Here is a 17,260-nt window from a genome sequence, read left to right on the forward strand (position 1 = left end):
TGCTGGTGGTCGCGTTACTGGACGCGGGTGGTGCGTGCCAGTGCGGTGCGGGTGCCGCCGGTGAGGTGGACCAGGACCGGGATCTGCCGGCCGAGGGTGGCATCCAGGGTGCTCAGGGCGTGGTCGACGGCGTCGAGGACGGTGACCGCGTCCCCACCACGGCGGACGTGGACCTTGATCCGCGCCGCGCGGGTCTGCTTCACCAGGTACGTGTCGACCTTGGAGCCGACGATGTCGTGGATGCCGGTGAGTTCGTGGTCGATGACGTCCCGGACGAGGGCGACGTTCACGGTGACCTGGTCGTCGCCGGAGCGTTCCCGGACGGCGACACTGGTGCCGCCGCCACCGCGGGTGAACACCACGACCAACGCCAGGACGATGACCACCGCGCAGACGGCGGCGATGATCCACAGGGCGGTGTCGGGGACGCTGACCTGCTCCGGCAGGGTCACGACCTGCCCGAGGGCGTCGCGGACGGGTTGCAGGACACCGGCGCCGATGACCGCGCCGACGATGATGCTGATCAGGCCGATCAGGAACAGCAGGACCCGGTTGAAGCCGCGGTTGGTGGTGGTCATGCCAGGGTTCCCTTCTGTTCCACGGTGACCTTCACCGACGAGCCGTGCTTGCCGCCGAGCCGACCGAGCCGGTCCTGGACCGCCTGTTCCACGACATGGCGGTCGACGGGGATGCCGGACAGGGGCACCACGTGCACCTCGGTGTGGTGGCCCCTGGCGGAGGCACTGGTGTTGGACTCCGGGACGCCTGCTGCCAGGGCGGCGGCGTTCTGGGCGGTGGAGGCCAGGATGCGGGTGTCGATCACGACCGCGCCGCGGTCCCGGTCGATCCCGGACCGGGGCTGCCGGCCGGGCTTGATCGCCAACACGATGAGGATGATGCCGAGGATCACCAGGACGGCGGCGATGACCTCGGCGATGGTCGTGAACGCTGCGTCGGGCTTCAGGGCGGTGTCGGCGACGGTCTGCGGGTCCGCAACCAGCGGGCCCTGCCCGATGGCCTTCAGGACCGCTTCGGTGCCGATCCACGCCGCGACCAACACCACGATGATCAGGGTGATTGCCAGGGCGGTGGACCGGGACCGGTGGATGCTGCGACGACGCAGCCGCTTCTCGAGCTGTTCGGTGCTCATGATGGCTCCTCCTACCGGACCCGGCCCTCGTGCTCACGCACGATCCCGGTCAGTTCGATGTGGGTCCGACCCACCCGTCGGCCGGAGAGGTCCCCGACGCGGGAGCGGATCGTGTCAGCGGCCGTCGTCGCGGCGGAGACGATGTCCCCGCCGGCGGCGATCGGGCCGGTGACCTCGAGCGCGAGCGCGCCGTCGTGGTCCTCCAGCCCGACCCGGAGCCGCTTCGCGGGGGCGCCGAGACGCTCCGCTGCGACGGCCCGGGCCAGCGCCGTCAGCGCCCGGGCGGTGATCTCGACCCGGCCCGGGACCGCGCTCACCGGGAGGCTCCCCGGGCCGGCGCTCACCGGGAGCTCCGGCGTCCGGTCAGCACGTCGGTCAGGGCGCCGCGGTCGATCTTGCCCGAGGTGATCGCGGCCACGAGGGCACCGATCAGACCGAACACGATCACCAGGACGAAGCCCCAGAACCCGAACTGCAGGGCCACGACAGCGAGGATGGCGCCGATCAGCGCGCCGACGAGTGTGTTACTCAACGCGCGACTCCTTCTTGTCCTCGTTGTCGTCGTCGTCACCCGGGATGTAGACGTCCTGGACGGTGACGTTGACCTCGGCGACCTCCATGCCGACGATCTGCTGCAGGGCGCGGGCGACCGACGAACGGACACCGTCGGCGACCTGCTGCAGCGAGACCGGGTACTCGGCCACGATCGTCACGTCGGCAGCGACCTGCTTCTCGCCGACCTCGACCTTGACGCCCTGGCCGTAGTCACGCTGGCCGATCGCGTCGCGGATCGCGCCGATGGCACGGGCGGCGCCGTTGCCGAGCGAGTGCACGCCGTTGACCTCGCGGGCGGCGATGCCGGCGACCTTCGAGACGACGGTGTCGTCGATCGTGGTCTTGCCCGAGGTCGAGCCGGACGCGTGGGTGCCGGTCGAGCTGGTGGCGGCAGAGGTGAGGTTGGTGGTGTCAGCCATTGGTTGCTCCCTTCGAGTGCCCGCCGGGACTCGTTCCCAGCGGTTGCTGTTCACGGATGAGACGGGCTGACACCGACCTTCGTCACGCGGGTGTCCGCTGATTCAGCGCTCTTCCAGGGAAAGCGCCAGAACGACGGTTCTCCGTGTACCCCGACGGGGATCGGTCAGTCGGAGCCGCCGATACCGGCCCCGGTGTTGCGCGACGCAGCGTCGCGTACGGAGCGCACGTACGCCATCGGCGACAGCCCGCACTCCTGCTGGAAGAGCTGCTGCAGCCGGCGCGGTCGCACCCCCGCCGCGTCGGCGATGTCGTCGACGGTCAGGTCGCTGCCGGCGTGCTCGACGATGTGCGCCACGGCGCGCCGCACCCGCCAGGACGTCCGGCCGGACTCGGGCCGCGCGGCGCGCGAGCTCCGCAGGGTCGTGGCCGGATCCTCGCCGAAGCGCTCCCGGTAGGCGGCGGCGAAGCGCCCGGGGTTGGTGAAGCCCCACCGCCGCGCGACGGGGGTCACGCCCTCGTCGCCGACCGCGCGGAGGAGCTCGCGACGGACACAGTCGAGCCGGTGGTCGCGCATGAAGCGGTTCGGCGTGGTGCCGAGCGTCCGCGCGAAGACGTCCTGCAGCCCGCGCTGGCTCAGCCCGCACGCCGCGGCGATGTCGGGGACGGACGGACGGTCCTGCGCGTGCGCCTCGATGTGCCGGATCGCGTCGCGCAGGCGGTTCGCCACGGGGACGTCCTGGCCGCGGTTGCGGATCGGGAAGGTGTCGAGCACGACCACCGCGAGCCGCCGGTTCAGCGCGGTCCGCATCGAGCCCACCACGCGGTCGTCGAGCAGGGCGGGTGCGAGGTCCTGCACCAGGCGACGGAGCGGCTCGCGTCGCGCGATCGCCTCGTCCTGCTGGTCGAACAGCAGCGGTCCCTCGGGCAGGCGGTAGCCGAGCTCCTCGCCGACCGACCGGAGGAACGGGTCCGACACGTGCAGGCCGTTGTAGACGGTGTCGGCCGACTCGAAGCGGTAGGCCTCGGACGCCGAGGCGATGTACGGGCTCCCCGGCTCGATCACCCTGGTGCGGTCCGCGAAGTGCATCTCGAGCCGGCCCTTCGTGAGCCAGAACACCACGTGGTCGCTCCGCGGGCCGATCACCCCGCCCCGACGCCCGCCCTCGGCACGCATCGTGCGGAGGGTGACGTCGTCGTCGCCGACGATCGTGTACTCGTAGCGGGTGCCCTCGGTGACGTAGGTCTCGGTCCCGAGGTCCTTGCCGTTGTACTCGGCGGAGAAGATCCGCGCGTAGTCGGTGCCGTCACTCTCGGTGAACCGCAGCCGGCGGTAACCGTTCGTCGACGAGGTGCTCACCCGCGCATCATGCCAGCACTGTCCGGGATGCGCGCTCCCGTGACGGTCGTGAGCGGCATCGGACGGGAGGCGCGTGGCGGCGCCGCCACGGGCCTCCCGTCCGGTGCGTCCCGGCTCGATCCGCACCAGCGCGGCGATCCGTCCGGCCGCGCGGTCCGTCCGCTGAGGGTGCGGGCCGTCCTGGCAATCAGTGAATAATTCTCAGGAGATTTTGCGATGCACAGTGGCTCGTGACCGCAGGAATACCCCAGGGGGGTACCCTGTTGTCGAGGACGGAGGTCGGGATGCCGAACGCACAGCACGCACACGTCGGGTACATCGAGGACAAGGGCGACCTGCTCAAGCGGCTGCGCCGCGCGGAGGGGCAGGTGCGCGGGATCGCCCGCATGGTCGAGGACGAGACGTACTGCATCGACGTGCTCACCCAGATCTCCGCGGCGAACCGGGCGCTCGAACGGGTTGCCCTGTCGCTGCTCGAGGACCACCTGCGTCACTGCGTCGCCGAGGCCGTGTCCGAGGGTGGCGACGCCGCCGACGCGAAGGTGCGCGAGGCGAGCGACGCGATCGCCCGGCTCGTCCGCTCCTGACCCACACGACCACCACTCCCGAGGAGGAACCATGACCACCGAGACCGTCGCCGTGACCGGGATGACCTGCGAGCACTGCGTGGCGAGCGTGACCGAGGAGGTCTCCGAGCTCACCGGTGTGACGGACGTCGCCGTCGACCTGGTGCCGGGCGGATCGTCGTCCGTCACCGTCACGTCGGACAGCCCGATCGACGACCAGGCCCTGCGCGCCGCGATCGCGGAGGCGGGGTACGAGGTCGTGACCCGGTGAGCGACGGCGTCGTCGAGCTCGACATCACGGGGATGACCTGCGCCTCGTGCGCGAACCGCGTCGAGCGGAAGCTCGGCAAGCTGCCGGGTGTCTCGGCGACGGTGAACTACGCCACGGAGCAGGCGCAGGTCACGGTCACCGATCCCGGCACGGTCGACACGGCTGCCCTGGTGGCGGCCGTCGAGGCCGCCGGGTACGGCGCGACCGTGCACGTGCGGCAGCCGGCAGCCGGGAACGACGTCGACGCGGACGACGACTCCGCCCGGGACGACACCACCGCGCCCCTGCGGCAGCGGCTCGTCGTCTCGACGGTGCTCGCCGTGCCCGTCGTGCTGCTCTCGATGGTGCCGGTCCTGCAGTTCCCGAACTGGCAGTGGGCGGCCCTGGCACTGGCCGCGCCCGTCGCCGTCTGGGGTGCGCTCCCGTTCCACCGGGCGGCGTGGGTGAACGCCCGGCACGGCGCCGCGACCATGGACACGCTGGTCAGCGTCGGGGTGCTCGCCGCCTTCGGGTGGTCCCTGTACGCGCTCTTCCTCGGTGACGCCGGTCGCCCCGGCATGCACATGACCTTCTCGTGGTTCGCGTCCGACCCCGAGGCGAGCGACCTCTACCTCGAGGTCGCCGCAGCCGTGACCGTGTTCATCCTCGCCGGGCGGTACATGGAGGCACGGGCGAAGCAGCGCTCCGGCGCGGCGCTCCGCGCACTGCTCGAGCTCGGCGCGAAGGACGCGTCGGTCCTCCGCGACGGGCCGTCCGGTCCGGTCGAGACCCGCGTGCCCGCCGCCTCGCTCGTCGTCGGCGACGTGGTCGTCGTCCGCCCGGGCGAGCGGATCCCGAGTGACGGCGTCGTGCGCGAGGGCTCGTCGGCCGTCGACCTCAGCATGCTCACCGGCGAGTCCGTCCCCGTCGAGGTCCGTCCGGGCGACCGCGTCACCGGCGCCACCATCGACGTCGGGGGTCGGCTCGTGGTCGAGGTCACCGCCGTCGGTGCCGACACCGAGCTCGCCCGGATGGGGCGTCTCGTCGAGGAAGCGCAGACCGGCAAGGCCGCCGTCCAGCGGCTGGCCGACCGGGTCTCGGCGGTCTTCGTGCCGGTCGTCATCGGCCTCGCCGTGGTCGCCTTCGTCGGCTGGCTCGTCGCCGGTGGTTCCCTGACCGCCGCGTTCACCGCCGCCGTCGCGACGCTCATCATCGCCTGCCCGTGCGCGCTCGGGCTCGCGACGCCCACGGCCCTGCTCGTCGGGACGGGCCGCGGTTCGCAGCTCGGCATCCTGATCGGCGGCCCGCAGGCCCTCGAACGGACCCGCGCCGTCGACACGATCGTGCTCGACAAGACGGGCACGGTGACGACGGGGGAGATGCGCCTGTCGGCGGTCCTCCCGATCGGTGCCGCGCCCGACGCTGACGCGACACTGCTCGCGCTGGCCGCCGCGGTCGAGGACGGTTCCGAGCACCCCGTGGCCCGCGCGGTCGTCCGGGCCGCCCGGGAGCGCGGTCTCGACGTCCCGGTCGCCGAGCAGTTCACCGCGACCCCGGGCGCGGGCGTGCAGGGCGTGGTCGACGGCGAGGTGGTCGTCGTCGGCACCGCCCGGTGGCTCGCCGAGGCCTGGGCCGTCCGTGTCGACGACGCCCTGGCCGCACGGGTCGGTGCTGCCGAGGCGGACGGCGGGACCGCGGTCCTCGTCGCCCGGGGTGGTGCCCTGCTCGGCGCGGTCGTCGTGGGCGACACCGTGAAGCCCGAGGCACCCGAGGCCGTCCGCCGCTTCGTCGGGCTCGGCCTGCGTCCGGTGCTGCTCACCGGTGACAACGAGGGTGCCGCCCGCGCCGTCGCGGACCGGGTCGGCATCGACGACGTGCACGCCAGGGCGACCCCCGCGTCCAAGCTCGAGACCGTCCGGCGGCTGCAGGCCGAGGGGCGGACCGTCGCGATGGTCGGCGACGGGGTGAACGACGCTGCGGCACTCGCGGCGGCGGACCTCGGCATCGCCATGGGAGCGGGGACCGACGCGGCGATCGCGGCGAGCGACGTCACGGTCGTCAGCGGTCGGCTCACCGTGGTGGCGGACGCGGTCCAGCTGTCGCGGGCGACGCTCCGGACGATCCGCGGCAACCTCTTCTGGGCCTTCGCGTACAACGTCGCGGCGATCCCGCTCGCGATGGCGGGACTGCTGAACCCCGTCCTGGCGGGTGCGGCGATGGCGTTCTCGTCCGTGTTCGTGGTGACGAACAGCCTGCGGCTGCGGCGCTTCACGCCGTCGGACTGACGGACGGGGGCGCTCCGGCTGCGGGCGGGGCGGGCCCCGGCTCCGGGCGGGGCGGGGCGGGCAGGATGGGCGCATGCGATCCCTCCCGGGTGTCCTCGGTGCCGCGGCGCCCGTCCACGTCGCGCCGATGGCGGGTGGGCCGAGCACGCCCGCGCTCGTGTCGGCCGCGGGGCGCGCGGGACACCTCGCACAGCTCGCCGGTGGGTACCTCGACGCCGACGCACTCGCCGCACAGGTCGCCGCGGTCCGGTCGAGCGGCACCGGGTCCTTCGGCGTGAACCTGTTCGTGCCGGCACCCGTGCCGGTCGACGACGGCGTGTACGAGGCCTACCGCGCCGAGCTCGAGGCGGACGCCGGGCGCCCGCTGCCCTCGAAGCACGAGGACGACGACGCCTGGTCGGACAAGCTCGGACTGCTGCTCGACGACCCGGTGCCGGTCGTGTCGTTCACCTTCGGGATCCCGGCTGCGTCGGTGGTCAACGAGTTCCGCCGCCGGGACGTCCTGACGGTGCAGTCCGTGACGAGCGTCACCGAGGCACGCGCGGCCGCCGAGCGCGGCGTCGACGTGCTGCTCGTGCAGGGGGAGGCGGCGGGCGGGCACTCGGCGGTCCTCGACGCGGCAGCGACACCCGCGCCCGTGCCGCTGCAGGACCTGGTCCGCCGGGTCACCGCCGCCGTGCGGCTGCCCGTGGTCGCGGCGGGCGGACTCGGGACGGCCGACGCGGTGCGCGCCCAGCTGGACGCCGGTGCGGCCGCCGTCGCCGTCGGCACCGCCGTGCTGCGGACCGACGAGGCCGGCACCTCCGCCACCCACCGTGCCGCGCTCACCGACCGGGCCTTCGACCGGACGGTCGTGACCCGCGCCTTCACCGGACGCCCGGCGCGGAGCCTCGCCAACGCGTTCACCCGTGCGCACCCGGACGCCCCGCTCGGGTACCCGGCCCTGCACCACCTGACGCGGCCGATCCGGAGCGAGGCAGCCGCGGTCGGGGACCCGCACCGACTCCACCTGTGGGCGGGCCGGGGCTGGCGGGCGGCGACCGACGGCCCGGTGACCGACGCCCTCGCAGCACTCCTGCCCTAGCCGCCGAGCGTGCGGCGCTCGGTCGGGTGCGGAGCCGGGTGGTTCGTCGCTCGGCCCGTGGGCGACCGCCGTCGGGCTGTGCGCGGAGACACCCCGACGGCACTACGCTCGGACGTGGTCCGCGACGCAGCGCTGCGGTGACCCGCGGTCCAGTACGTCTTGAAGGTACCCAGGAGGACCGAAGTGACCGAATCCGCTCCCGTCGACCCCACATCGACCGACGGCTGGAAGAAGCTCGCCGGCATCGCCGACGGCTTCACCCCGGACCTGCGCGGCTGGTTCGACAGCGACCCCGGTCGTGCCGAGCGCTACACGTTCCAGGCCGCCGACCTGACCGTCGACCTGTCGAAGGGCCTCGTCGACGACGAGATCCTCGGCGCCCTGCTCCAGGTCGCGAAGGACACCGGCGTCGCCGAGCGCTTCGAGGCGATGCTCGCCGGCGAGCACATCAACGTGACCGAGGACCGCGCCGTCCTGCACACCGCCCTCCGTCGGCCGAAGGGCATCGAGCCCGCCCTCGTGGTCGACGGGCAGGACGTCGACGCCGACGTCCACGCCACGCTCGACAAGGTCTACGCCTTCGCCGAGCAGGTCCGCGACGGCTCGTGGACCGGTGTCACCGGCAAGCGCATCGAGACGGTCGTGAACATCGGCATCGGCGGCTCGGACCTCGGCCCGGTCATGGTCTACGAGGCCCTCAAGCCGTACGTGCAGGAGGGGCTCGAGGCGCGCTTCGTGTCGAACATCGACCCCGCCGACATCTACGAGAAGACCGCGGACCTCGACCCGGAGACCACGCTCTTCATCGTCGCGTCGAAGACGTTCGGCACGCTCGAGACCCTGACCAACGCCCGCCTCGCCCGCCAGTGGCTCTGGGAGCGCCTCGGCCTGACCGATGCGTCCGACGACGAGAAGTCGAACGCCGTCGCCAAGCACTTCGTCGCCGTCTCGACCGCGCTCGACAAGGTCGCCGCGTTCGGCATCGACCCCGAGAACGCCTTCGGCTTCTGGGACTGGGTGGGCGGCCGCTACTCGGTCGACTCCGCGATCGGAACCTCGGTCGTCATCGCGATCGGCAAGGAGAACTGGCAGCAGTTCCTCGCAGGCTTCCACGCCGTCGACGAGCACGTCCGCACCACGCCGCTCGAGCAGAACGTCCCGGTCCTCATGGGTCTGCTCAACGTCTGGTACACGAACTTCCTCGGTGCGCAGAGCCACGCGGTCCTGCCGTACACGCAGTACCTGCACCGCTTCGCCGCCTACCTGCAGCAGCTCACGATGGAGTCGAACGGCAAGCGCGTCCGTTGGGACGGCTCGCCCGTCACGACGGACACCGGCGAGGTCTTCTGGGGCGAGCCGGGCACGAACGGTCAGCACGCGTTCTACCAGCTCATCCACCAGGGCACCCGCCTGATCCCGGCGGACTTCATCACCGTCGCGAAGCCGGCCCGTCCGCTCAAGGACGAGTCCGGCGACGGGAAGGCCGTGCAGCCGGGCCAGGACGTCCACGCGCTGTTCCTCGCCAACTTCTTCGCGCAGACGAAGGCGCTCGCGTTCGGCAAGACCGCCGACGAGGTCCGCGCCGAGGGCACCACCGACGAGGGCATCGTCGCGGCCCGCACCTTCACGGGCAACAAGCCGTCGACGTCGATCCTCGCGCCGGAGCTCACCCCGAGCGTCCTCGGCCAGCTCATCGCCCTCTACGAGCACATCGTGTTCACCGAGGGCACCATCTGGGGCATCGACTCGTTCGACCAGTGGGGCGTCGAGCTCGGCAAGCAGCTCGCGCTGCAGATCGCCCCGGCGGTCGACGGCGACCAGGACGCGCTCGCGTCGCAGGACTCCTCGACCAAGGCGCTCATCGCCCGGTACCTGGAGCTGCGCGGCGAGTAGCCCCCCCCGAGCCGGGGGGCGGGGGGGCGGGGGCCCCGCGGCCCCCCCGCCTCCCGTCCGTCGTGTGGTCGCCCCGCCCGCCCCGCCTGCTGCGCCCGGAGGCGAGTCTCGCGGTGCGCGACACTCCTCGGTCGGGTGGCTCCGAGACGTGTCGCTCAGGCCGAGACTCGGCCAGCGCGGCGCGTCAGCGCGCGAGCGGGTCGAGGTTGAGCGTCGTGCCCTCGTAGAGGTACTGGTCTCCGCCGAACACCTGCACGTCGTCATTGAGCCAGACGAGCGCCTTGACGCTGATGCCGAAGCGCGCGGCGACGTCACCGATCAGGTCGTCGCGGGCGACCGTGTACGACCGCGGCGCCCCGGAGGCCGTCGTCGCGGTGACCGGACCGGCGGCGTTCGACCGAGCGCCCCCGTCGACCGGGTGCACGTTCGTCTGCCGCTGGGGCACCGACCAGCGCACGGGTGCGACGGCGAGCACCTTGCCACCGGCGATCTCGATCGGCAGGTCCGTCTGCCCGGCGTCGGCCGCCGAGGACACGACCAGGGTCACGAGCCCGGACGGGTCGACACCCGATCCGTCCAGCGGCACGTCCTTCGACACCGGCGCGGGGGTCGGACCGCCGAGCACCGCGTCGCCCACGCCGGGGTAGGTCAACCCGTCACCGACCTGTCGCTCCCGCTCGAAGAACCCCACACCGATCGGCACCGGGAGCGACGAGGTCACGCCGGTGTACTGCGCGGTGAAGGTGTCGTCGCCGTCCGCCACGACACGGTAGTGGAAGTGGATGCTGCCCTTCGGCGACGCGACGTCGCCCTCGGTCAGGACCGTCCCGGCCGGGATCGGCGTGAGGACGGGGTCGGGGACGGCGGCCTCGGTCGCGACCGGTGTGGGAGCGCGCGGGGTCGCCGAGGCCTCGATGTGGGCGGCGTCCGGGTCCTCGGTCGCGGTGGCGGTCGGTGCCGGCGTCCGGCTCGCCGTCGGCGGGACCGAGGGCGCCGGGAGCGCTCCGTCGGACCCGCCGAGCAGCGAGCAACCGGACAGCGCGACGGCGACGACCAGAGCGGTGGCGCCGGTCGCGACGGTTCGGTTCATGATTCCCCCTCGGTTCCCGATGCTACCGCGGGGTCCGGGACACCACGTGCCGCGCGGACGGGGATGTGTCCGGGGGCACACGCCGTCGGTGCGAGCGGCTACCGTCGGAGCATGGACCGCCACGAGATCCTCGCCGCCGCCGCGGCCGCCCACGCCGCTCGCATCGCCGAGGCCGGCGGTGACGACACCGCTGCCCGTCAGCGTGCCGCCGCGGTCGAGGGGCGCGAGCCCGGGACGGACGACGCCTCGGCCGATGCCGTCCGCGCGGTCGAGCGTCGGCGTGCGGGCGAGCTCGAACGGGCCGCCGAGCGCACCGAGGGGGCGCTGTCCGACTGGCACCGGATGGGTACCCGTCGCGGGGTCACGCCGGACGAGCAGCTGCGGAGCGCCTGGACGGTGACCGGGGTCCCGGAGCCCGGTGCCGCCCGCGCGCTGGCGAACGTCCTGCTGTCGACCGCGGGGCACGCGGGCCGCGTCGCCGACGCCGCGCGGCGGAACCCGGCACTGGGTGGGGCAGCGAGCGCCGCAGCCCGCCGGACCGTGCGTCGGTACACCGATCACGGGGCCGGGATGGCCTCGCTCGGCGACGTCCTCGGTGACGGCGCGTCTGACACCGACTGAGCGGCACGGCGACGGCCGTTCGTGGTCGGCCGTCCAGCTCCGACCCCCTCGGCCACCGGGCATCGCGTCGGAGCCCGCTCGGCCGCCCCTGCGCCGGTCGTCGTCGGGCCCTCGACCAGCGGACCGGGGGACCGGCGGACCGGCGTCGCGCCGTCCGCCAGAATCGTTCCGGGCCGCGGCACATCGGACCGCTCCCTCGCTCATCAGGCGTTTCTTGGATCGGTCCAAACGTCAGGTCGACAGAATGTCCAATTGACAGGACATGAAATCGGGTTACGATCGCTGCACGCAACGCCGCGCGATCACCCGACGAAGGAGTCAACGAATGGTCGACATCAAGCCGACAGCACCGAACGTCGCACTTCCACCGGTGGGGGAGGGTCCCCACCGCCGCCGTCTCGGCGTCCTGGCGCTCGTCGCCACCTTCGGCGGCCTGCTCTTCGGCTACGACACCGGTGTGATCAACGGCGCGCTGCTCCCCATGAAGGAGGAGCTCGGCCTGACCAACCTGACCGAGGGTGTCGTCACGAGTTCGCTGCTCTTCGGTGCGGCGATCGGCGCGATGCTCGGTGGTCGGATCGCGGACGGCTGGGGGCGCCGGAACACGATCATCCTGCTCGCCGTCACCTTCTTCGTCGGCACGCTGACGTGCGTCGTCGCCCCGGCCTTCGGGGTCATGGTCGTCGGTCGTGTCCTGCTCGGACTGGCCGTGGGCGGTGCGTCGACCGTGGTGCCCGTCTTCCTCGCCGAGCTCGCGCCGTACGAGATCCGTGGGTCGCTCTCCGGTCGGAACGAGCTCATGATCGTGATCGGCCAGCTCGCCGCGTTCGTCGTCAACGCGATCATCGGCAACCTGTGGGGCGAGGGCAACGGCGTCTGGCGCGTGATGCTCGCCGTCTGCGCCCTGCCCGCGATCGCGCTCTTCGTCGGCATGCTCCGCGTCCCGGAGTCGCCGCGCTGGCTCGCGTCGAAGGGCCGCTACGGCGAGGCCTTGTCCGTGCTGGGACAGATCCGGTCGGAAGAGCGTGCGAAGGCCGAGCTCGACGACATCAAGCGCACGAACGAGGCCGAAGCGCGGGTCCAGCGGGTCAGTGGCTGGCGGACACTGCTCGGCAACAAGTGGCTGATCCGGATCGTGCTCATCGGCGCGGGCATCGGTGTCGCGCAGCAGCTCACCGGCATCAACTCGATCATGTACTACGGCCAGACCGTCCTCATCGAGTCCGGTTTCCAGGAGTCCGCGGCCCTGATCGCGAACATCGCCCCCGGGGTCATCGCGGTCGTGGGCGGCGTGATCGCCCTCGCCAACATGGAGCGCATCAATCGACGCACGACCCTCATCATCGGCTACTCGCTGACGACGGTGTGCCACTTCCTGATCGGCATCGCGTCGATGACCCTGGTCGAGGGCAACCCCGCGCGGCCGTGGGTGATCCTGTTCCTGGTCGTCGCGTTCGTCGGCTCGATGCAGACGTTCCTCAACATCGCGACGTGGGTGATCCTCTCCGAGATCTTCCCGACGCAGATCCGTGCGCTCGGCATGGGCATCGCGGTCTTCTGCCTCTGGATCGCGAACGCGTTCCTCGGGCTGTACTTCCCGACGATCGTGGCGGCGACCGGCATCACGGGGACCTTCTTCGGCTTCGCCGTCGTCGGCGTGCTCGCCCTGCTCTTCATCTGGAAGTTCGTGCCGGAGAGCCGCGGCCGCACCCTCGAGGAGGTCGAGGAGGGCGTCACCACCGGCAACATCTTCACGGTGCCGCAGAAGGCGTCCCGCCGCTAGACCCGGCGGGACGACGGGCGGGAGGCCCGTGGCGACACCGCCACGGGCCTCCCGTCCGTCCCCCGTCCTGCTGTGAAGGGGTGCGCGCCCGAGCCGTAGGCTCGGCCCGTCGTTGTAGCCGTACAAGTACAGGAGGTCGGGCGTGGTCGAACTCGGCGCCGGATCCTTCCCGGTCGCACTCACCGTCACGTGTGCCGCACTGCTCGTGGTCGCGGTCGGCTGCGCCGTGTTCGTCGCCGTCGACGTCGTGCGGCACCCTCCGCACATGCGCGTCATGGCGCTCGTGTGGCCGCTCACGATGCTGTTCGGCAGTGTCGTCTGGCTGGTCTTCTACCTCCGGCGGGGCCGGGCCACCGCGCCGGACCACGGGCGGTGGGCCGGGACCGCGATCGACACGAGCCACTGCGGTGCCGGGTGCGCCCTCGGTGATCTCGTCGGCGAGTTCGGGCTGGCGTGGTTCCCCGCGATCGGTGCGCTGGTCGGGCTCGGCTCGCTCTACCAGGACCGCATGGTCGCCGGATGGGCCGTGGACTTCGTGCTCGCCTACCTGCTGGGCATCGGGTTCCAGTACTTCGCGATCGCCCCGATGCGCGGGCTCGGGGTCCGCGCCGGGTTGGTCGCCGCGCTCAAGGCGGACACGCTGAGCATCATCGCGTGGCAGATCGGGATGTACGGCCTCATGGCGGTGTGGCAGCTCGCGGTGTTCCCGGCGGTCTTCGGTGGCCGGGCCAGCGTGTTCTCGCCCGAGTTCTGGGTCGCGATGCAGTTCGCCATGGTCGCCGGCTTCGTCTGCGCCTACCCGGTCAACGCCTGGCTCGTGCGCCGCGGCATCAAGGAGGCCATGTGACGGACTGCGAGGATGGTGGGCATGTCCGACATCGACGAGGTGCTCGCGGCGTCCCGGGGGCTGCTCGGCGTCGTCGCGCGGTCCATGACGACCGCGCTCGAACACGTCACCGTCCCGCAGTTCCGGCTCATCGTGCTCGTCACCACGCTGGGACCGACCCGCGCCGGTGACCTCGCCGAGCGTCTCGCGGTCGGGCCGTCGACGCTCACGCGGAACGTCGACCGGCTGGTGGCCGGGGGATGGGTGGAGCGTCGACCCGGACCGCTGAACCGACGCGAGGTGCTCGTCGCCGCCACCGAGCGTGGTCGCGCGCTCGTCGACGAGGTGAGTGCCCGTCGGGGCCGCGAGCTCGCCGAGGTGCTGGAGCGGGTGCCGGAGTCGGACCGCCCCACCGTGGTCGCCGGCATGCGGGCGCTCCGGACGGCGATGGACGAGCCGCTCCCGGAGGAGGTCTCGGGCTTCGGCGGGTAGCCCTCGACGCCCCACAGTTGTACACGTACAATCATTGTGCTCGTACAACTGATGGAGGACCGTGTCCGCAACTGCTCCAGCCCGCGCCCACCTGCACACCGCCGGGACCCGTTTCGGCGGCGCCGCCGTCCGGCTGGCGATCCCCGCCCTGGTCGTCGGTGCCGGAGCCGGGGTGGCCGCCGTCGTCTTCCGCTGGCTCATCCAGCACGCGACCCTCGTGTTCAGTGGGCACACCGACTACTCCGCGACCACCGGCCACCCGGCGAACCCGTGGGTGCCCTGGCTCGGGAGCGGGTTCGTCGTCCTGGCGCCCGTCGTCGGCGGACTCCTGTACGGCCCGCTCATCCACCGCTTCGCGCGGGAGGCGCGCGGCCACGGCGTCCCCGAGGTGATGTTCGCGGTCGACCGGAACGGCGGGCGGATCCGGGGCAGTGTCGCGGTCGTGAAGGCGCTCGCCAGTGCGATCTGCATCGGTGCCGGCGGCTCGGTCGGGCGCGAGGGGCCGATCATCCAGATCGGCTCCGCGCTCGGCTCCACGATCGGTCGGTGGGCGCGGATGCCCGAGGTCCGGCTGAAGACCCTCGTCGCGTGCGGTGCTGCCGGTGGGATCTCGGCGACCTTCAACGCCCCGGTCGCCGGCGTATTCTTCGCCCTCGAGCTGCTCCTGAGGGACTTCACCCCGACGTCGTTCGGTGCCGTCGCGATCGCGAGCGTGACGGCCGCGCTCGTCGGGCGTGCGGTCTTCGGCGACACCGCGTTCCTGCACCTGCCGGCCATCGGGGGCATCACCCCGCCGGAGTACCTGCTCTTCGCGCTCCTCGGGCTGCTCGCGGGTGCGGTCGGGATCGGCTTCACGCGGGTGCTCTACCTCGTCGAGGATGCCTTCGACCTGCTCTGGAGGGCGACGCGCGGTCCGGAGTGGGCTCGGCCGGTCGTCGGCGGGGTGCTCCTCGGGCTGCTGCTGCTCGCCCTGCCGCAGATGTACGGCGTCGGGTACCCCGTGCTCGAGCACGGTGTCGCCGGTCGGTACGCGCTCGGGTTCCTCGCCGTCCTCGTCGTCGGCAAGGTCCTGGCGACGTCCCTGACGCTCGGGATCGGCGGCTCCGGTGGTGTCTTCGCGCCGTCGTTGTTCATCGGTGCGATGACCGGCGCCGCGTTCGGCCAGGTCGCCGCTGCGGTCGACCCGGCCCTCCGCGGGCAGGTCGCGGCCTTCGCGGTCGTCGGGATGGGGGCGGTGTTCGCAGGGTCGACCCGTGCTCCGATCACCGCCGGCATCATGCTGTTCGAGCTCACCGGCGACTACGCCCTCGTCCTGCCGGTCGTCGTCGCGGTCGTCGTCGCGACGGCCGTGTCGAAGGTGCTGTCCCGCGACACGGTCTACACGCTCAAGCTCAGTCGGCGTGGCGTGGACCTCACCGACTCCGCGGTCCCCGCCCGTCGGCTCCCGAGCGGGACGGTACGTGACGCAGCGAGGGGACTCGGCACGGTCGTCCCGGTGACGGCCACCGCGGCGCAGGCGCTCGACGCCCTCGCGTCGTCCGGGGGAGCCGCCGTGGTCGTCGTGGACGCCGAGGGGCGCTTCGCCGGCGTCGTGTCGGCGCGGTCCGCCGGCGAGGCCGTCCTGACGGACGTGGACGTCGCGGACCGGCCGGTGCTCGACGTCGCGTCCGAGGTGCGGGCGGTCCCGGCAGCGTCCGGTCTGGCGTCCGTCGTGCAGGACGTCGTGGACGCGGCGGACACCGACGGGTTGCCGGTGGTCGACCGGGACGGCCGCCCCGTCGGCTGGCTGGGTCAGGCGGAGGCGCTGCGGGCACTGGTCCCCGCCACGTGACGGACGGGAGGCACGGTGCCAGCTGGCACCGTGCCTCCCGTCAGTCGTGTGGTCGCGACCGTGCCTGCGCTACGGGCGCAGGAGCACCTTGCCGACGCGTCCGGCGGTGTCGCTGGCACGCGCCGCGTCACGGGCGTCCTCGAACACGAAGGTCTCGGAGACGGGGAGCGTCAGCGAGCCGTCGAGCACGCGGGTGATCAGCTCGCCGAAGAGCTGGCCCTTGGTCTCGGCCGGCATGGTCTTGCTGACGACCGCGCCCCAGAAGCCCTTGACCGTGAGCTGACCGAAGATGACCTTGCCCGACGGGATCTCGAGCGTCGGCGACGCCATCGCGCCGAAGACGACGAGGGTGCCGTTCTCGCCCAGCACCGAGGCGATGTCGCCGGCGGCCTTCCCGCCGACGGACTCGACGCCCGCGACGATCGGCGCGCCGCCGGTGAGCTCGCGGACCTGGTCCTGCCAGCCCTCGGTGTCCGTGGCGACGATGCGGTCGATGCCCTGCTCGCGGAGTTCCTCGACGCCCTCGGCGCGACGGACCAGTCCGATCACGTTGATGCCGCGCGCCTTGCCGAGCTGCGCGACCATGCGGCCGACGGCGCCGTTCGCGGCGTTCTGGATGATCCAGTCGCCCTCGTGCAGGTCGAGCGAGTGCAGCAGGCTGATCGCGCTGAACGGCATCGACACGAGCTGCGCGGCGGACTCGTCGGGCATGGCGTCCGGCACGGGGACGAGCCCGGCGGCGTCGGCGACGTAGTACTCGGCCCAGACGCCGAAGGTGCCGCCGGCGACGCGCTGGCCGACCTGCAGGCGGTCGACGCCCTCGCCGAGGGCCTCGACGACGCCGAGCGCCTCGGTGCCGCTCGCGGCGGGGAGTTCGGGCTTGAAGCCGTAGGTGCCGCGGATCGTCCACAGGTCGTGGTTGTGGATCGGGGAGAGGACGGTCCGGACGAGCACCTGGCCGGGGCCGGGCTGCGGGACGGGTCGCTCGGCGACGGTCAGGACGTCGGCGGGCTCACCGAAGGTCCCGTGGACGACGGCGCGCATGGTGGTGGGGGTG

The 17,260-nt window shown here is 72.5% G+C and carries 18 protein-coding genes; 10 read left to right on the plus strand and 8 right to left on the minus strand.

All coding sequences use genetic code 11. The annotated features are described in order from the left end of the window. Positions 1-14 precede the first annotated feature (14 nt). The 6 genes from QUG98_RS03790 to QUG98_RS03815 form a co-directional block, all read right to left on the minus strand. The gene (locus tag QUG98_RS03790; RefSeq protein WP_289468642.1) at positions 15-578 is read right to left on the minus strand and encodes a hypothetical protein; all 564 of its coding nucleotides are present in this window, start codon (positions 576-578) and stop codon (positions 15-17) included. Then, positions 575-1,150, minus strand: coding sequence for a DUF6286 domain-containing protein (locus QUG98_RS03795; RefSeq protein ID WP_289469293.1), 576 nt, complete (start codon positions 1,148-1,150; stop codon positions 575-577). Before QUG98_RS03795 ends, QUG98_RS03790 begins: the two co-directional genes overlap by 4 nt. 11 nt (positions 1,151-1,161) lie before the next feature. Then, positions 1,162-1,467 (minus strand): hypothetical protein, encoded by a 306-nt coding sequence (locus QUG98_RS03800; protein ID WP_137768135.1) that lies wholly within the window; start codon positions 1,465-1,467, stop codon positions 1,162-1,164. 23 nt (positions 1,468-1,490) lie between these two features. Continuing rightward, complete coding sequence (locus tag QUG98_RS03805; RefSeq protein ID WP_058727293.1) at positions 1,491-1,682, minus strand: DUF2273 domain-containing protein; 192 nt, start codon at positions 1,680-1,682, stop codon at positions 1,491-1,493. Next, positions 1,675-2,124, minus strand: coding sequence for an Asp23/Gls24 family envelope stress response protein (locus tag QUG98_RS03810; RefSeq protein WP_058750404.1), 450 nt, complete (start codon positions 2,122-2,124; stop codon positions 1,675-1,677). Before QUG98_RS03810 ends, QUG98_RS03805 begins: the two co-directional genes overlap by 8 nt. Positions 2,125-2,288: 164 nt before the next feature. After that, positions 2,289-3,482, minus strand: a complete 1,194-nt coding sequence (locus tag QUG98_RS03815; RefSeq protein WP_289469294.1) for a helix-turn-helix domain-containing protein — start codon at positions 3,480-3,482, stop codon at positions 2,289-2,291. 284 nt (positions 3,483-3,766) lie between these two features. On the opposite strand from QUG98_RS03815, the gene QUG98_RS03820 reads away from it, so the two are divergent. From QUG98_RS03820 to pgi, 5 genes are all read left to right on the plus strand, one after another. Continuing rightward, complete coding sequence (locus tag QUG98_RS03820) at positions 3,767-4,069, plus strand: metal-sensitive transcriptional regulator (RefSeq protein ID WP_289469295.1); 303 nt, start codon at positions 3,767-3,769, stop codon at positions 4,067-4,069. Positions 4,070-4,100: 31 nt separating this feature from the next. Continuing rightward, a complete protein-coding gene (locus tag QUG98_RS03825) occupies positions 4,101-4,319 on the plus strand; it encodes a heavy-metal-associated domain-containing protein (protein ID WP_289469296.1) in 219 nt (72 codons plus the stop codon). Then, on the plus strand, positions 4,316-6,583 hold the full coding sequence (locus QUG98_RS03830) for a heavy metal translocating P-type ATPase (protein WP_289469297.1): 2,268 nt from the start codon (positions 4,316-4,318) through the stop codon (positions 6,581-6,583). The genes QUG98_RS03825 and QUG98_RS03830 overlap by 4 nt, the downstream gene beginning before the upstream one ends. 73 nt (positions 6,584-6,656) lie before the next feature. Further along, positions 6,657-7,667: a nitronate monooxygenase gene (locus QUG98_RS03835; protein ID WP_289469298.1), complete on the plus strand. Its 1,011-nt coding sequence runs from the start codon at positions 6,657-6,659 to the stop codon at positions 7,665-7,667. A 183-nt stretch (positions 7,668-7,850) separates the two neighbouring features. Next, a complete protein-coding gene (pgi, locus tag QUG98_RS03840) occupies positions 7,851-9,560 on the plus strand; it encodes a glucose-6-phosphate isomerase (RefSeq protein ID WP_289469299.1) in 1,710 nt (569 codons plus the stop codon). A 184-nt stretch (positions 9,561-9,744) separates the two neighbouring features. Here pgi and QUG98_RS03845 read toward each other — a convergent pair whose 3' ends face one another. Then, on the minus strand, positions 9,745-10,650 hold the full coding sequence (locus QUG98_RS03845; RefSeq protein WP_289469300.1) for a LysM domain-containing protein: 906 nt from the start codon (positions 10,648-10,650) through the stop codon (positions 9,745-9,747). A gap of 111 nt (positions 10,651-10,761) precedes the next feature. Between QUG98_RS03845 and QUG98_RS03850 the strand changes: the two genes are divergently transcribed. The 5 genes from QUG98_RS03850 to QUG98_RS03870 all read left to right on the plus strand — a co-directional run bounded on the left by QUG98_RS03850 (position 10,762) and on the right by QUG98_RS03870 (position 16,203). After that, positions 10,762-11,271 carry a hypothetical protein gene (locus tag QUG98_RS03850; protein WP_289469301.1) on the plus strand — a complete coding sequence of 170 codons (510 nt, stop codon included), beginning with the start codon at positions 10,762-10,764 and terminating at the stop codon, positions 11,269-11,271. A 325-nt stretch (positions 11,272-11,596) separates the two neighbouring features. Next, positions 11,597-13,054 carry a sugar porter family MFS transporter gene (locus tag QUG98_RS03855; protein WP_289469303.1) on the plus strand — a complete coding sequence of 486 codons (1,458 nt, stop codon included), beginning with the start codon at positions 11,597-11,599 and terminating at the stop codon, positions 13,052-13,054. A 142-nt stretch (positions 13,055-13,196) separates the two neighbouring features. Further along, complete coding sequence (locus tag QUG98_RS03860; RefSeq protein ID WP_058727282.1) at positions 13,197-13,901, plus strand: DUF4396 domain-containing protein; 705 nt, start codon at positions 13,197-13,199, stop codon at positions 13,899-13,901. A 21-nt stretch (positions 13,902-13,922) separates the two neighbouring features. After that, positions 13,923-14,372, plus strand: coding sequence for a MarR family winged helix-turn-helix transcriptional regulator (locus tag QUG98_RS03865; protein ID WP_289469304.1), 450 nt, complete (start codon positions 13,923-13,925; stop codon positions 14,370-14,372). 61 nt (positions 14,373-14,433) lie between these two features. Further along, positions 14,434-16,203 carry a chloride channel protein gene (locus QUG98_RS03870; protein WP_289469305.1) on the plus strand — a complete coding sequence of 590 codons (1,770 nt, stop codon included), beginning with the start codon at positions 14,434-14,436 and terminating at the stop codon, positions 16,201-16,203. 69 nt (positions 16,204-16,272) lie between these two features. Here the strand turns inward: QUG98_RS03870 and QUG98_RS03875 are convergent, their stop codons facing one another. Continuing rightward, positions 16,273-17,247, minus strand: coding sequence for a zinc-binding dehydrogenase (locus tag QUG98_RS03875; protein WP_289469571.1), 975 nt, complete (start codon positions 17,245-17,247; stop codon positions 16,273-16,275). Positions 17,248-17,260 lie beyond the last annotated feature (13 nt).

Source organism: Curtobacterium subtropicum, assembly GCF_030362975.1.
In the GTDB taxonomy this organism is placed as follows: Bacteria; Actinomycetota; Actinomycetes; order Actinomycetales; family Microbacteriaceae; genus Curtobacterium; species Curtobacterium subtropicum.

What these genes read in the sequence shown, in the direction of transcription:
- QUG98_RS03790 (WP_289468642.1), bottom strand. Translation starts at nt 578, where the DNA reads ATGACCACCACCAACCGCGGCTTCAACCGGGTCCTGCTGTTCCTGATC.
- QUG98_RS03795 (WP_289469293.1), bottom strand. Translation starts at nt 1,150, where the DNA reads ATGAGCACCGAACAGCTCGAGAAGCGGCTGCGTCGTCGCAGCATCCAC.
- QUG98_RS03810 (WP_058750404.1), bottom strand. Translation starts at nt 2,124, where the DNA reads ATGGCTGACACCACCAACCTCACCTCTGCCGCCACCAGCTCGACCGGC.
- QUG98_RS03820 (WP_289469295.1), top strand. Translation starts at nt 3,767, where the DNA reads ATGCCGAACGCACAGCACGCACACGTCGGGTACATCGAGGACAAGGGC.
- QUG98_RS03825 (WP_289469296.1), top strand. Translation starts at nt 4,101, where the DNA reads ATGACCACCGAGACCGTCGCCGTGACCGGGATGACCTGCGAGCACTGC.
- QUG98_RS03835 (WP_289469298.1), top strand. Translation starts at nt 6,657, where the DNA reads ATGCGATCCCTCCCGGGTGTCCTCGGTGCCGCGGCGCCCGTCCACGTC.
- QUG98_RS03845 (WP_289469300.1), bottom strand. Translation starts at nt 10,650, where the DNA reads ATGAACCGAACCGTCGCGACCGGCGCCACCGCTCTGGTCGTCGCCGTC.
- QUG98_RS03850 (WP_289469301.1), top strand. Translation starts at nt 10,762, where the DNA reads ATGGACCGCCACGAGATCCTCGCCGCCGCCGCGGCCGCCCACGCCGCT.
- QUG98_RS03855 (WP_289469303.1), top strand. Translation starts at nt 11,597, where the DNA reads ATGGTCGACATCAAGCCGACAGCACCGAACGTCGCACTTCCACCGGTG.
- QUG98_RS03865 (WP_289469304.1), top strand. Translation starts at nt 13,923, where the DNA reads ATGTCCGACATCGACGAGGTGCTCGCGGCGTCCCGGGGGCTGCTCGGC.
- QUG98_RS03875 (WP_289469571.1), bottom strand. Translation starts at nt 17,247, where the DNA reads ATGCGCGCCGTCGTCCACGGGACCTTCGGTGAGCCCGCCGACGTCCTG.